This is a genomic window from Haemophilus sputorum CCUG 13788 (assembly GCF_000238795.1).
In the GTDB taxonomy this organism is placed as follows: domain Bacteria; phylum Pseudomonadota; class Gammaproteobacteria; order Enterobacterales; family Pasteurellaceae; genus Haemophilus_A; species Haemophilus_A sputorum.
The window spans coordinates 1-14,918 of record NZ_AFNK01000004.1; the positions used below are offsets into that span (position 1 = coordinate 1).

The following is a 14,918-nucleotide window of genomic DNA, read 5'->3' on the forward strand; positions in this document are numbered from 1 at the left end:
CAGCTATGCTATAGCTAATAAAAGATATTTTTATCAGAAATAAAATAAAAGCAGATAAATGAAATTTATCTGCTTTTTTGCATTTCAAAGAATTATTTATTTGGTGCTTGTGCTAACAATTTAGTTAATAACATCCAGTAAATAGAAACCGCTGGAATATGCACTTTCTCATCTGGTGAGTGAGCATTGCGAATAGTCGGCCCAATAGAAACTAGATCCATGTTTGGATAAACTTTTTTAATTAAGCCACATTCTAATCCCGCATGAATCACTTTAATTTGAGTCTCATAACCAAGTACTTCGTCATAAATGGCTTTAGTTAATGGCACAATTTGTGATGTAGTGTCTGGTTCCCAGCCAGGATAGTTACCAGAAAACTCTGCTTGTGCACCAGTTAGTGCTGCCAGTGAGCGGATTTTATTTCTAATTGCTTCTTTTCCACTTTCTACTAATGAACGAGAAAGAATAGTTACGAAAAGAGATTCATCTTTAATCCCTACAATTCCTACACTTAACGAGGTTTCTACGACATCTTTTACAATATCGCTTTGACGAATAACGCCATTAGGAAGTAAATTGACTAAGTGAATGATTTTTTGGCTATCACTTGTAGTAAATGAGGTTTCGCTTGGTATATTTTTCTCAATAAGTAATTGGTATTGTGGCTCAGCTAATCTTAATTCTGTTTGAATTGTGTCACTAACGCGTTGAATACAAGCGGTTAGATTTTCCTGATCTTTTGCAAAAAAGTTAATCGTTGCTTGCGCTTCCCTTGGAATAGCATTACGCACTGAGCCTCCATGAATGTCCGTAATAGAAAATGCAATTCCTTCAATTTCAGCAAGCTGGCGAGCTAATAATTTAATAGCATTTGCACGGTTAGTGTGAATATCACAGCCAGAGTGCCCACCTCTTAACCCTTTAAGAGTCAGTGTTAATGCTGTATCAAATGGATTTTTTTCACGAGTTAGCGGTAAATTCAAGTTCACATTTTCGCCACCAGCACAGCCGATATAGATTTCTCCATTATCTTCGGTATCGGTGTTAATCATAATATTAGCGCTTAACCAATTTGGGCGGAGCCCTAATACACCCTCCATGCCGACTTCTTCAGTCATCGTTAACAGCACTTCTAATTCTGGATGTGCAATGTCAGTGGAAGATAGCACAGCCATGCAAGATGCCAAGCCGATACCATTATCTGCGCCTAGTGTGGTTCCTTTAGCTTTAACCCATTCGCCATCAATATATGGTTGAATAGGATCTTTAGTAAAATCATGCGGTGTATTGGCATTTGCTTGTGGCACCATATCTAAGTGCGCTTGTAATGCGATAGTTTGACGATTTTCCATTCCAGGTGTTGCAGGTTTACGGATAAGCAGATTGCCAGCTTCATCGCGTTCAGCAAAGAAATGTTGTGATTTTGCCCAATTAAGTAAATATTCGGCTAAAGCATCTTCGTGGTAGGAAGGATGGGGAATCGTACAAATTTTATCGAACCATTGCCATAAGGCTGTTGGGGAGAGTGTTGAAATTTCAGACATAGTAACCTCTAACGTTGTTAATATGTCTGAAATCATATCATATTGTGGGAAGAGCTTTAATTGAATTCTAATTCTACGGCATTTTCGCCAAGTAGTCCTTTAAGTTCAGTTAACATTTCTTCTTTTGGGGTAACTCGCCATTCGACTCCTCCACGTAATAGTACGCGTCCAGCTGGGCTTTGATAATAAAAATTAAGCGGGAGTGTACCAGCTTTATAAGGCGTAATAATCGTATTTAATGATTTAATAAAGCCATCCGATAGCTGCTCGGCTTGAATCGCTAATGCAAGGCTTTTGGCATGTCTTGCACGACTTTCATCTAAGGTTGAAAGTTCTCTAACAGACATTTTTAAGCCTCCACTAAAATCATCAAATTGAATAGAGCCAGTGGCGATAACAATCTGATCTTTTTGCAAAAGTGCACCATAGGTTTCTAATGCTTCAGAAAAGAGTGTGATATCCAATTTACCCGAACGGTCTTCAATGGTTCCAATACCTAAACGGCTTCCTCGCTTGGTGGTGGCAATTCGTGCATTGACGATAATACCCGCTACAGTTACCATCTGCCCACGTCGTGTAGGTTGTAACTCATTTAAGCGGATAGGTGCATAGTGAGACAACTCTTTTAGGAATCGTCCAATAGGATGACCACTTAAATATAATCCGAGCGTATTGCGTTCACCTTCTAAAATCACTTGTTCTGACAGCTTAGGTGTATTGGCATATGCATCTTGCACTTCTTCTGGCGTTTCCGTAAGCACCCCAAACATATCGCTTTGACCTAATGCTTCCATTTTGCTGTGTTGATCGGAAGCTTTTAGCGCATCTTCAAGATTTTTTAATAAGGCAGCTCGGTGTGGGCCTAATTTATCAAAGGCACCAGACATAATCAGTGCTTCAAAAGTTCGGCGGTTAATCTTTTTCAGATCAACGCGTGCAGTCAAATCGAAAAGATCTTTGAAAATGCCATCTTGACGAGCTTCAAGTAAGGCTTCGATTGGGCCTTCTCCTACGCCTTTAATTGCGCCTAATCCGTAAACAATTTCACCTTTTTCATTTACACTAAAGCGATGTTTTCCAGTATTCACATCTGGTGGCACAATGGTCAATCCCATATTCATGCATTCATCATAAAGGCTCACAATCTTATCGGTGTTATCCATCTCAGATGTCATCACTGCAGCCATAAATTCTGCAGGATAATGGGCTTTCAGCCATAGAGTTTGATAAGAAACCAATGCATAAGCAGCAGAGTGAGATTTATTGAACCCATAACCTGCGAATTTTTCTACAAGGTCAAAGATTTTCATGGCTAGATTGCCATCAATCCCTTTGTTAATTGCACCTTTTTCAAAAATTTCTCGCTGAGCCGCCATCTCTTCTGGTTTTTTCTTACCCATAGCTCGGCGTAATAAATCTGCTCCACCCAGCGTGTAACCAGCAAGCTCTTGCGCAATTTGCATCACTTGCTCTTGGTAAACAATCACGCCGTAAGTCGGTTCAAGAATTGGCTTTAAGCATTCATGTTGATATTGCGCATCAGGGTAGGAAACTTCTTCAATACCGTGTTTACGGTCGATAAAGTTCTGCACCATGCCAGACTCAAGCGGGCCTGGGCGGAATAAGGCTACTAACGCGATAATATCTTCAAAGCAGTCCGGTTTAAGGCGAGAAATTAAGTCTTTCATACCGCGCGACTCTAGCTGGAAAACCGCAGTCGTTTTGGCCTCTAATAAGAGTTTAAAAGATTTTTCATCATCTAGTGGAATGCTTTCGATTCGCACAAGTGGTTTACCTTCGCGTGCTAATCGCGCGTTAATCATCTCTAGAGCCCACTTGATGATAGTTAGCGTACGCAATCCTAAGAAGTCAAATTTCACTAGGCCAGCATATTCCACATCATTTTTATCAAAATGTGTGACGGGATGCATACCTTCAGAATCACAATAAAGCGGTGAAAAATCTGTAATCGCAGTTGGTGCGATAACCACGCCGCCAGCATGTTTACCAGCGTTACGGGTAACCCCTTCTAGCTTACGAGCCATGTCGATGAGATCTTTAACTTCTTCATCCGCCTCATATAATTCGCCTAACTTAGGTTCTGCTTCAAACGCTTTACTAAGGGTCATGCCGGGATCAGGCGGAATTAGTTTTGAGATGCGATCAACAAAGCTATAAGGATGACCAAAGACTCGCCCTACATCGCGGATAACTGCTTTTGCAGCCATTGTGCCAAATGTAATGATTTGTGATACTGCCTGACGGCCGTAAGTATCAGCAACGTGTTCAATCACCTGATCTCGACCATCCATACAGAAGTCGACGTCAAAGTCTGGCATGGATACCCGTTCTGGGTTGAGAAAACGCTCAAAGAGTAAATCAAACTCAAGCGGATCTAAATCAGTAATTTTAAGGGCGTAAGCGACTAAAGAACCTGCGCCAGAGCCTCGTCCTGGGCCAACAGGAATCCCATTATCTTTTGACCACTGAATAAATTCCATCACGATCAAGAAATAGCCAGGGAAACCCATTTGGTTAATTACATCAAGCTCAACTTGCAAACGTTCGTCATAAACAGACCGCTTGTCTGCACGTTCTTTGGGATCAGGAAATAAGAATTCCAAGCGTTCTTCTAAACCTTCTTTCGATTTTTTCACAAGAAAATCTGCGGTAGAGAGTTCGCCTGTTGGAAAATTGGGTAAGAAATACTCGCCTAAGCGTACGTTTACATTACAACGTTTTGCAATTTGTACGCTATTTTCAACCGCCTGTGGTAAGTCGGCAAACAGTGCGCACATTTCTTCTTCGCTTCTAAAATATTGTTGAGCAGAGTATTTTTTAGGGCGTCTTGGATCGTCTAGTGTGTAGCTATCATGAATGGCTACACGAATTTCGTGCGCATCAAAGTCATCCTCTTTTAAGAACATGACATCATTGACTGCAACTAGCGGAATTTGGTGCTTTTGGGAAAAGGGAACAACCGCTTGAATATAGCGTTCTTCATCCGTTCTGCCTGTTCGACAAACAGAAAAATAATAGTGATGAGGAAAATGAGTTTGATAGAAGGCTAATAACTCTTCCGCTTCAGCCTCATTTTCTTTTAGTAAGCTTTTGCCTACATCGCCATTTCTGCCGCCAGAAAGAACGATGATTCCTTCGTTTCGTTCAGCAAGCCAAGCTTTTTCCACAATAGGAAATTCCATATAGCCTTGCTGATAGGCTTGTGAAAGCAATAGTGTGATATTGTGGTAGCCAGTATCGTTTTTGGCTAATAAGGTCAACTCAAAAATTTCTTCACTGTCTGGATTAGCACGCATATAAATATCGGCCCCGATAATCGGTTTTAATCCGCTGCTCAGTGATTCACCATAAAATTTCACTAAACCGCAGAAGTTAGTAAAATCCGTGAGTGCCATAGCCACCATTTGTTGGTTAACAGCAGTTTTTACTAAGGGCTTAACTTTGGCAAGTCCATTGATCATGGAGAAATCACTATGAACTTGAAGATGAACGAAACGAGGAGTTGACATATTTTCTTATTTAAAAAAGACCACGAAAGCAGCGCTTTCGTGGTTTGTGGGTTAATCACGTTTTTTTGCTAGTAGCCACCAAACAATGGTTAAGCAGATTAAACTTGGTATGAGCGCACCGATAAAGGTTGGAATCCAGGTAAAGACTAACGTCATATTCCCGAACGTAATGTTCGATACGTAGAATACAAAACCCGCGATAATACCGATAAATAGCTTGGTTCCCATTGCACTACTGCGTAGTGGACCGAATACGAAGGAAATGGCTAACAACATCATCACTGCCATTGAAATTGGCTGGTAAAGCTTGCGCCAGAACGCAATTTCAAAGCGTTTTGGATCTTGTCCGGTTTCTTTTAAGAAACCAACGTAATCCGATAAACCTGAAATAGAAAGCGATTCAGGTTTAAGTGAAACAATACCTAATTTGCTTGGCGTAATAGTCGTTTGCCAAGCTTGGTCTGCACCTTTAGTTTGTTCAATTTGATTATCACTAATCGCCGATTTTTCTACGTTTTGTAGTTGCCAATGATTGTCTGCATAGATTGCGCGTTCCGCTTGGGTAACCGCTTTTAGCGCTTTGTTATCAAAATGGTAAATCGAGATGTGATTTAATTCTCTTTCATTATTGATATGGCGAATATAAATAAAATCTTGCCCATCTTTAGCCCAAAATCCTCCTGTTGTGGCTAACATTGAGCCACCACTTTGTGCGATTGAACGCATATTTCGCGCATATTGTTCGGTTTGTGGAATGCCCCATTCACTTAAAAACATGGTTAAGAAAATAAGCGGAAGGGCGGTTTTCATTACTGCTAGGCCAATACGAAAGCGAGAAAAGCCTGATGCTTGCATTACCACTAATTCACTACGGCTAGCAAGGTTACCTAAACCTAGTAAACCACCAATTAGCACAACAACGGGAATAATTTCTTTAATATCGCTAGGTAACATTAACAGCGCATAATAAGTTGCAGAAAGTCCATCATAACTGCCTTTGCCGACATCTTTGAATTCTTCTACTAATTTAACGATAAAAATTAAACCGCTAATTGCTAATAGCACAGCAAAAATACTGCCTAAAATACTTTTGCCGATGTAGCGCTCAAGAATATTCATACCTAATAATTTCATTATGCCCCCGTCTTTTTCAAGCTAAAGCGATAACGAACCGCTGAAATGAATTTACTGTCCCACGCATTCATGATGATGCCTAATACTAAAAAGAATGTTGAAACCAAAGGCATCCAAATTGTGGTGTCTAATTTACCTGATGCGCCTGCTGATTTCAGCGAGCTTTGTAGCAAGAAATAAATAAGATAGAGCAACACTGCTGGAATAATTTTAGCAAAGCGACCTTGGCGTGGATTTACACTACTCATTGGTACGGCTAACATTGCCATTAACGGCACGGCTAGTACTAAAGCAAAACGCCATTGTAATTCAGCTTGTGCTTCTGGAGAGTTATCGTTAATTAGGCTACTAAAGGTTGCTCGTTGCATCAACTTCTCACTAGAATTTACATCTTGATAACCTAAATAGGCGGTGTACTTTTCAAAATGTGCAATGCGGAAATCTGCTGTTGTGGCTGTCCCTTCGTAACGAGTACTGTTTTTTAGCGTTAAAAGTTGGTCACCGTTAGATAAGCCTTGTAGCTCGCCTTTGCTTGCCACTACAACAGATGGACGATTTTTCTTTTGTTGATCCGGCTGGAAAACATAAATGTCGTTAAGGGTATTTGCCTCATTATTGATGCTTTCAATAAATAGCACATACCCCCCTGCACTCATAAATTGGCCTGCAGATAAGGCAGAAAAACGGGGGTTAGATTTCGCTTCTGCTAACATTTTACTTTGGGTATCAATTGCCCATGGAGTCAGCGTAAAGACGTTATAGGCTGCCAATGCTGTCGTAAAAATAGATAAGAAGAGAGCGACTTTAGTCAGCAAAGTTTGCCCTACACCGCAAGCACGCATGACAGTAATTTCACTTTCAGCATAGAGTCTGCCTAAGGTCAGCAATAATGCAACAAACAAGGAAAGTGGAAGCATAAATTGTGATAATGCCGGCATACCTAAACCTAATAGGCTTAATACCAAATCCGTTGGGATTTTGCCGCTCACAGCGGAATTCAACACGCTAATCAGCTGTTGGCTAAAAAACATGAGTAAGAGAATAAACAAAATAGCCAGCTGGCTTTTGAAAATCTCTTTAGTAAGGTAACGGCTTAAAATCACAGTAATAATCTCTTTGCTATATTTTCTTAAATAGTGCTTGCAATTTTTTGGCAAGTCGGTAGCTTTATGACCGAATAAAATCTGTTAGGTTCGCTTTCTATGCCATTGGCAGAAAGCGACAAGCGGTCGGATTTTGCCAATTATTTGCAAAGTGGAAAATAACGTTTTTAAACGGCATATTTTACCGCTTTAAGCTGAAAAAATCACGGGAGTATTTATGGAATTTTTAGTAAAAAATGGCAGTGTTGAAAAACAACGAACAGCATGCTTAATTATTGGGGTGTATGAGTCCCGTCGTTTGTCTGCTGCAGCAGAACAATTAGATAAACAAAGTGAAGGTTATCTGAGTCAATTATTACGTAAAGGCGATTTAGATGGCAAAGTAGGGCAAACATTATTGTTACACTATGTGCCGCATGTTTCTGCTGATCGCGTATTGCTTGTAGGTTGTGGTAAAGAGCGAGATCTTACAGAGCGCCAATATAAACAAATCAACCAAAAAGCCATTTCGGTGTTAAATGAAACTGGCGCAACGGAAGCCGTTTCTTTTTTAAGTGAATTGCATGTAAAAGGTCGCTCAGTTTATTGGAATGTTCGTTTTGCGATTGAAGCGATTCAAGAAAGTCTTTACCGTTTTGTGGAGTTTAAAAGCGCTCAACCAGAACAACGCCGCCAATTACGCAAAATTGTTTTTAATGTAGAAAGCCGTAAAGCATTGGCTGAAGCTGAACAAGCATTGTTACATGGTAAAGCCATCGCAACAGGGGTAACTTTCGCGAAAAATGTCGCAAATTGTCCGCCAAATGTGTGTAACCCAGCTTATTTAGCAACCCTTGCCAAAAATTTAGCTGCAGATTATGAGACGATTGAAACACAAATTATTGATGAATCGGAAATGGCATCGCTTGGAATGGAAAGCTATTTAGCGGTTTCTCGCGGTTCGGCAAACCCTGCTTATTTATCGGTAATTAAATATCAAAATCACCCTAATCCAAATGCAAAACCGATTGTATTAGTGGGTAAGGGGTTAACATTTGACTCTGGCGGTATTTCAATTAAGCCATCTGAATCTATGGATGAAATGAAATATGATATGGGTGGTGCAGCATCTGTTTATGGCACAATGAAAGCGTTAGCGGAAATGAATTTACCGTTAAATGTAATTGGCGTGCTTGCTGGTTGTGAAAATATGCCGGATGGCAATGCTTATCGTCCAGGCGATATTCTTAAAACTATGAATGGTTTGACCGTAGAAGTATTAAATACAGATGCAGAAGGTCGTCTTGTATTGTGTGATACCTTAACTTATGTTGAGCGTTTTGAACCTGAAGCGGTGATTGATATTGCGACTTTAACTGGCGCTTGTATGATTGCATTAGGTACACATAACAGTGGTTTGATGTCAACACACCATCCGCTTGCGCATGAATTGTTAAATGCTGCTTCAGAATCTGATGATAAGGCATGGCAATTACCGTTAGGCGAAGAGTATCAGGCGCAATTAAAATCAAACTTTGCAGATTTAGCGAATATTGGCGGTCGATTAGGTGGGGCGATTACAGCAGGGCAATTCTTGTCTAACTTTACTCAAAAATACCACTGGGCGCATTTAGATATTGCGGGAACAGCATGGAAATCTGGCGCCGAAAAAGGTGCTACTGGCAGACCTGTACCATTGCTTACACAATATCTTATCAATAAATCCCATTCTGCATAGTTACTCATTTTAAGCCTTCTCATTGAGAAGGCTTTTGATTAGAAATTCTAATGATTAACCCTAAATTATATCCACTACCAAGCAACCCAAAATATGATGTAGATCACATTGTTTTAGTAAAGAAGTTGCTATGATCTTTTCAAACTAAATAAAACTGTAAATCAGGAGTTTATATGAAAGATGTTCGTGTTGAAGTGGATTTATTAGGCGAAAGAGAAGTTCCAAATGATGCCTATTGGGGGATTCATACCTTAAGAGCTATTGAGAACTTTAACATTTCCCGCAATACAATTTCAGATGTACCTGAATTTGTGCGTGGTATGGTTATGGTTAAAAAAGCCACTGCATTAGCTAATGGTGAATTAGGCGCAATTCCAGCTAAGATTGCAGATGCGATTGTCAAAGCATGTGATGAAATCTTAAAAAATGGCCGTTGTTTAGATCAGTTTCCATCAGATGTATATCAGGGTGGTGCCGGTACTTCAGTAAATATGAATACCAATGAAGTTGTAGCAAACTTAGCATTAGAGCTTTTAGGTTATCCGAAAGGCAGCTATGACATCATCAACCCAATGGATCATGTTAATGCGAGCCAATCTACCAATGATGCTTATCCAACAGGTTTCCGAATTGCCGTATATAACAGTATTTTAGGTTTGATTCAAAAAGTTCGCTATTTACAAAAAGGATTTGAAGCAAAAGCGACTGAATTTGCGGATGTATTGAAAATGGGACGCACCCAATTACAAGATGCGGTGCCAATGACTGTAGGCCAAGAATTCAAAGCCTTTGCCGTTTTATTAGAAGAAGAGGTTAGAAACCTTAAACGCACAGCGAAATTATTGCTAGAAGTGAATTTAGGGGCTACTGCAATTGGTACGGGTTTAAATACTCCACAAGGCTATCCGGAGTTAGCCGTTAAATATTTATCAGAAGTAACCAAGTTACCTTGCACACTTTCAGAAAACTTGATTGAAGCAACTTCAGACTGTGGTGCCTATGTGATGGTTCATGGTGCATTAAAACGTACCGCGGTGAAACTTTCTAAAGTTTGTAATGACTTACGCTTGCTTTCATCTGGCCCTCGTGCAGGCTTAAATGAAATCAACTTACCTGAGCTACAAGCTGGCTCTTCTATTATGCCGGCAAAAGTGAATCCGGTTGTGCCAGAAGTCGTAAACCAAGTTTGCTTTAAAGTTATCGGTAATGACACCACTGTTACCTTTGCGGCAGAAGCAGGGCAATTACAATTAAACGTAATGGAGCCCGTAATTGGTCAATCAATGTTTGAATCTATTTCTCTATTGACCAATGCATGTGTAAATTTACGCGATAAATGTATTGATGGTATTACGGTTAACCGTGAAATTTGTCAAAATTATGTCTTTAATTCTATCGGTATTGTCACTTATCTTAATCCATTTATTGGTCACCATAACGGGGATATTGTTGGTAAGATTTGTGCTCAAACAGGCAAAGGTGTACGTGAAGTTGTGCTAGAAAAAGGGTTACTCACAGAAGCTGAATTAGATGATATTCTCTCTGTAGAGAACTTAATGAATCCAACTTACAAAGCAAAATTAAATAAATAACTGCATAATAAAAGGGAGCTTAGCTCCCTTTTTTAATAATTTATTCAAAATCTTCATCAGAATAAAACTGTTCTTTTCCAGCTTTTATCTTTTTTAGTTTTTCTACACGCATTCTATTTTCGCTCATTAAACAATAATGCTCTCCTAATCCAGGATCAACAAGAGCACATTTACTATTTCGATAACGAATCCAAGTTTTTTGAAAGGTTTCTAGTCCTTTTAAATCATAGTTAACTTCATTTAAATCTGAGCTTTGTTTTATCTGTTTGGTGATTTCTTGATATAGCTGATTGATTTGTTTCTTGTATTGTTCTGAAGTGGAGTCTATGCAATAACTTACAACAGCATTATTGATGCTAGCTTCTGGATCTTCTTTTTTTAACTCTTTAATCGTTTTATCAAGACATTGTGAATAAGCATCTTTACTAAGATTAGGATTCTTTTCCGTTGAATAAAAAAGTTCTTCTCCTGCCTTTATCTTTTTTAGTTTCTCTATACGTTGTTCATTCTCATTCATTAAGCAAGAAAGATTTTGTAATCCTGAATTAAAAAGCGCACATTTATTATTTCGATACTGAATCCAAGTTTTTTGAGCAGTTTCTAATTGACTCAATTCATCAATGGCATCATTTGAATTTGTTGCTTTTTTAATTTTTTCGGTAATTTCTTTATATAACTTGTTAATTTTTTGTTTGTATATATATGAGGTGTATTCCATGCAATTAGCTACAATAGCATTATTGATGTTAGCTTCAGGATCTTCTTTAATAGTTTCATCAATACATTGTGAATAGATATCTTTTCCACTATTGAGATCGACAGATATATTCCCTTCATTAGCGAGTAAAGGCGAGCAAAGCCAGAGAATAGCTAATGTGGTAAGTTTTTTCATAGCGTCCTTCCTTAAATAAAAAAGATGCCCCTTAAAACCGAAATTTTAAGGGGCAGAGCTTTGCGAGAAATTCATCTCTTATTGTAACAACGTTTTTCATTTCGCAGTGCTATTACAATGAGGAAATTCTATCGTTTTATTTTTTTATCGTCAATCTACTTTTTTTGCAAAAAGTTGATAAAATTTAACTGCTTACTTCTACATAAGGAATAAATTTATGAAAAACACTTCTTTAAATTATGTACTTGGTCTAGACCTCGGTATCTCCTCTGTAGGTTGGGCTGTAGTTGAAATTGACGAAAAAGAGAATCCTCTGAGTTTAATTGATGTTGGTGTACGTACTTTCGAACGAGCAGAAACGCAAAAAGGTGAGAGCTTAGCACTTGCTCGCCGTTTAGCCCGCTCTGCTCGTCGATTAACTCAGCGTCGCGTTGCTCGTCTGAAAAAAGCAAAACGACTTCTAAAATCAGAAAATATCCTATTATCCACTGATGAATGTCTTCCTCATCAAGTTTGGCAACTACGTGTTGAAGGTTTAGAGCGCAAACTTGAACGCCAAGAATGGGCTGCAGTGTTATTACATTTAATTAAACACCGAGGCTATTTATCTCAGCGTAAAAATGAAAGTAAAAGCGAAAATAAAGAGCTAGGCGCGCTATTAAGCGGTGTAGCCAATAATCATAAATTACTGCAACAAACTACATATCGCACGCCTGCAGAACTTGCTGTAAAAAAATTTGAGGTCGAAGAAGGTCATATCCGTAATCAGCAAGGTTCATATACCCATACTTTTAGCCGATTAGACTTACTCTCCGAAATGGAGCTGCTTTTCTCTCGTCAACAACACTTCGGTAATCCATTCACTTCAGAAAAATTATTAGAAAATTTGACTGCACTTTTAATGTGGCAAAAACCTGCCTTATCTGGTGATGCTATCTTAAAAATGCTTGGTAAATGTACTTTTGAAAATGAGTACAAAGCAGCTAAACACACTTATTCCGCAGAACGTTTTATTTGGATAACGAAATTAAATAATTTACGTATTCAAGAAAATGGCTTAGAGCGTGCTTTAAATGATAATGAACGTTTAGCATTAATGAAACAACCTTATGAAAAAGCTAAATTAACTTATGCACAAGTTCGCTCAATCTTAAACTTATCTGATGAGGCAATCTTTAAAGGTCTCCGTTATTCTGGTGAAGATAAAAAGACCAGTGAAACCAAAACAGTACTGATGGAAATGAAAGCTTACCATCAAATCCGTTTAGCTTTAGAAAAAAATGATTTGAAAACAGAATGGGCTGAATTAAAGGTTAATTCATCATTGTTAGATGAAATTGGCACCGCATTTTCATTATATAAAACGGATGAAGACATCAGCACTTGCTTAGCTGGAAAACTCTCTCAGCCTGTATTAAATGCCTTATTGGAAAATCTTAATTTTGATAAATTTATTCAATTATCTCTTAAAGCTTTACATAAAATTCTACCATTAATGCAGCAAGGGCTACGTTATGATGAAGCTTGTGCTGAAATTTATGGCGATCATTATGGTAAAAAAACAGAAGAAAACCATCTATTATTGCCACAGATTCCAGCTGATGAAATCCGTAATCCTGTGGTTTTACGAACATTAACACAGGCTCGTAAAGTAATTAATGGAGTAGTGAGATTATATAGTTCGCCTGCTCGTATTCATATTGAAACAGGACGAGAAGTTGGCAAATCTTACCAAGATCGTCGTGAGCTAGAAAAACGTCAGGAAGAGAATCGTAAACAGCGTGAAAAAGCAATTAGTGAAATTAAAACATTATTCCCTAATTTTTCTGGTGAACCGAAGGCCAAAGACATTTTGAAAATGCGCTTATACTATCAGCAAAATGCGAAATGTTTATATTCTGGTAAACCTTTAGAATTACACCGTTTGTTAGAACAAGGTTATGTAGAAATAGATCACGCTTTACCGTTTTCCCGTACTTGGGATGATAGCTTTAATAATAAAGTGCTAGTGCTGGCTAATGAAAACCAAAACAAAGGCAATCTAACACCTTTTGAATGGCTTGATGGTAAAAATAACAGCGAACGTTGGAAAGCATTCAAAGCATTGGTTGAAACGAGTGCATTCCCTTATACGAAAAAACAACGCATCCTAAGCCAAAAGCTTGATGAGAAAGGGTTTATTGAGCGTAACCTAAACGATACTCGCTATGTTGCCCGTTTCTTGTGTAACTTTATTGCAGATAATATGCACTTAACTGGCGAAGGAAAACGTAAAGTATTTGCTTCCAATGGGCAAATTACAGCTTTACTTCGTGGCCGTTGGGGATTAGCAAAATCACGTGAAGATAATGATCGACATCATGCCTTAGATGCGGTTGTGGTGGCTTGCTCCACAGTCTCAATGCAACAAAAAATCACGCGTTTTGTTCGCTTTGAGGAAGGTAATGTATTTACAGGTGAGCGAATAGATCGTGAAACAGGTGAAATTATCCCATTACATTTCCCTGCGCCATGGAAATTTTTCAGAGAAGAAGTTGAAATCCGTATTTTTAGTGATAATCCAAAACTTGAGCTAGAAAATAGATTGATAGCTCGCCCACAAGCAAACCATGAATTTGTACAACCGCTATTTGTTTCTCGTATGCCAACACGCAAAATGATTGGCCAAGGACATATGGAAACCATTAAGTCAGCCAAACGTTTAAATGAAGGATTGAGCGTCATTAAAATGCTATTAACTAAATTGAGATTAAAAGATTTAGAATCAATGGTGAATCGTGAGCGTGAAAAAGAATTATATGAAGCGCTAAAAGCTCGTCTAGAGGCCTTTAATGATGAACCTGCTAAAGCGTTTGCTGAACCTTTCATGAAAAAAGGTGGGGCTATTGTTAAATCAGTGCGAGTAGAACAAGTACAAAAATCCGGCGTATTAGTCCGTGATGGTAATGGTGTGGCAGATAATGCTTCTATGGTAAGAGTAGATGTTTTCACTAAAGGTGGAAAATATTTTCTTGTGCCAATTTATACTTGGCAAGTAGCTAAGGGTATTTTGCCTAATAAAGCCGTTATTCAAGGAAAAAATGAAGAAGATTGGGAGGTAATGGATGATGCGACGTTTAGATTTTCATTACACCAAAATGATTTAGTAAAATTAGTCACTAAAAAGAAAACTATTTTTGGCTACTTTAATGGGCTTAATCGTGCCACAGGTAATATTGATATTAAAGAGCATGATTTAGAAAAGTCTAAAGTTAAAGATGGTATTCATCAAAGTATCGGTATTAAACTTGCTCTTTCTTTTGAAAAATATCAAGTAGATGAGCTTGGTAAAAATATTCGTTTATGTAAATCAAGTAAACGCCAAGCTGTTCGTTAATTGCTTGAAATCCCCATACGTATTATACGT

8 protein-coding genes are annotated in these 14,918 nt (G+C 38.5%); 3 read left to right on the forward strand and 5 right to left on the reverse strand.

What is annotated here, in order from left to right; all coding sequences use genetic code 11:
* Window positions 1-92: 92 nt before the first annotated feature.
* Genes HSP_RS0100915 through lptF form a run of 4 tightly spaced genes read right to left on the reverse strand, consistent with a single transcriptional unit; the run spans window position 93 to window position 7,311 of the window.
* Window positions 93-1,544, reverse strand: a complete 1,452-nt coding sequence (locus tag HSP_RS0100915; RefSeq protein ID WP_007523616.1) for an aminoacyl-histidine dipeptidase — start codon at window positions 1,542-1,544, stop codon at window positions 93-95.
* Window positions 1,545-1,600: 56 nt separating this feature from the next.
* Complete coding sequence (gene dnaE / locus HSP_RS0100920) at window positions 1,601-5,074, reverse strand: DNA polymerase III subunit alpha (protein WP_010128183.1); 3,474 nt, start codon at window positions 5,072-5,074, stop codon at window positions 1,601-1,603.
* 51 nt (window positions 5,075-5,125) lie between these two features.
* Window positions 5,126-6,208 (reverse strand): LPS export ABC transporter permease LptG, encoded by a 1,083-nt coding sequence (gene lptG, locus HSP_RS0100925; protein WP_007523640.1) that lies wholly within the window; start codon window positions 6,206-6,208, stop codon window positions 5,126-5,128.
* Window positions 6,208-7,311, reverse strand: coding sequence for an LPS export ABC transporter permease LptF (lptF, locus tag HSP_RS0100930; RefSeq protein ID WP_007523630.1), 1,104 nt, complete (start codon window positions 7,309-7,311; stop codon window positions 6,208-6,210). The genes lptG and lptF overlap by 1 nt, the downstream gene beginning before the upstream one ends.
* A 217-nt stretch (window positions 7,312-7,528) precedes the next feature.
* Between lptF and pepA the strand changes: the two genes are divergently transcribed.
* On the forward strand, window positions 7,529-9,028 hold the full coding sequence (pepA, locus tag HSP_RS0100935) for a leucyl aminopeptidase (protein WP_007523638.1): 1,500 nt from the start codon (window positions 7,529-7,531) through the stop codon (window positions 9,026-9,028).
* Window positions 9,029-9,201: 173 nt separating this feature from the next.
* The gene (aspA, locus tag HSP_RS0100940) at window positions 9,202-10,620 is read left to right on the forward strand and encodes an aspartate ammonia-lyase (protein WP_007523636.1); all 1,419 of its coding nucleotides are present in this window, start codon (window positions 9,202-9,204) and stop codon (window positions 10,618-10,620) included.
* A 40-nt stretch (window positions 10,621-10,660) separates the two neighbouring features.
* Here aspA and HSP_RS0100945 read toward each other — a convergent pair whose 3' ends face one another.
* Window positions 10,661-11,512 carry a lysozyme inhibitor LprI family protein gene (locus tag HSP_RS0100945; RefSeq protein ID WP_007523593.1) on the reverse strand — a complete coding sequence of 284 codons (852 nt, stop codon included), beginning with the start codon at window positions 11,510-11,512 and terminating at the stop codon, window positions 10,661-10,663.
* Window positions 11,513-11,729: 217 nt separating this feature from the next.
* Between HSP_RS0100945 and cas9 the strand changes: the two genes are divergently transcribed.
* Complete coding sequence (gene cas9, locus HSP_RS0100950; RefSeq protein ID WP_010128184.1) at window positions 11,730-14,888, forward strand: type II CRISPR RNA-guided endonuclease Cas9; 3,159 nt, start codon at window positions 11,730-11,732, stop codon at window positions 14,886-14,888.
* The last annotated feature ends 30 nt before the right edge of the window (window positions 14,889-14,918 follow it).

What these genes read in the sequence shown, in the direction of transcription:
- HSP_RS0100915 (WP_007523616.1), bottom strand. Translation starts at nt 1,544, where the DNA reads ATGTCTGAAATTTCAACACTCTCCCCAACAGCCTTATGGCAATGGTTC.
- dnaE (WP_010128183.1), bottom strand. Translation starts at nt 5,074, where the DNA reads ATGTCAACTCCTCGTTTCGTTCATCTTCAAGTTCATAGTGATTTCTCC.
- lptG (WP_007523640.1), bottom strand. Translation starts at nt 6,208, where the DNA reads ATGAAATTATTAGGTATGAATATTCTTGAGCGCTACATCGGCAAAAGT.
- pepA (WP_007523638.1), top strand. Translation starts at nt 7,529, where the DNA reads ATGGAATTTTTAGTAAAAAATGGCAGTGTTGAAAAACAACGAACAGCA.
- aspA (WP_007523636.1), top strand. Translation starts at nt 9,202, where the DNA reads ATGAAAGATGTTCGTGTTGAAGTGGATTTATTAGGCGAAAGAGAAGTT.
- HSP_RS0100945 (WP_007523593.1), bottom strand. Translation starts at nt 11,512, where the DNA reads ATGAAAAAACTTACCACATTAGCTATTCTCTGGCTTTGCTCGCCTTTA.
- cas9 (WP_010128184.1), top strand. Translation starts at nt 11,730, where the DNA reads ATGAAAAACACTTCTTTAAATTATGTACTTGGTCTAGACCTCGGTATC.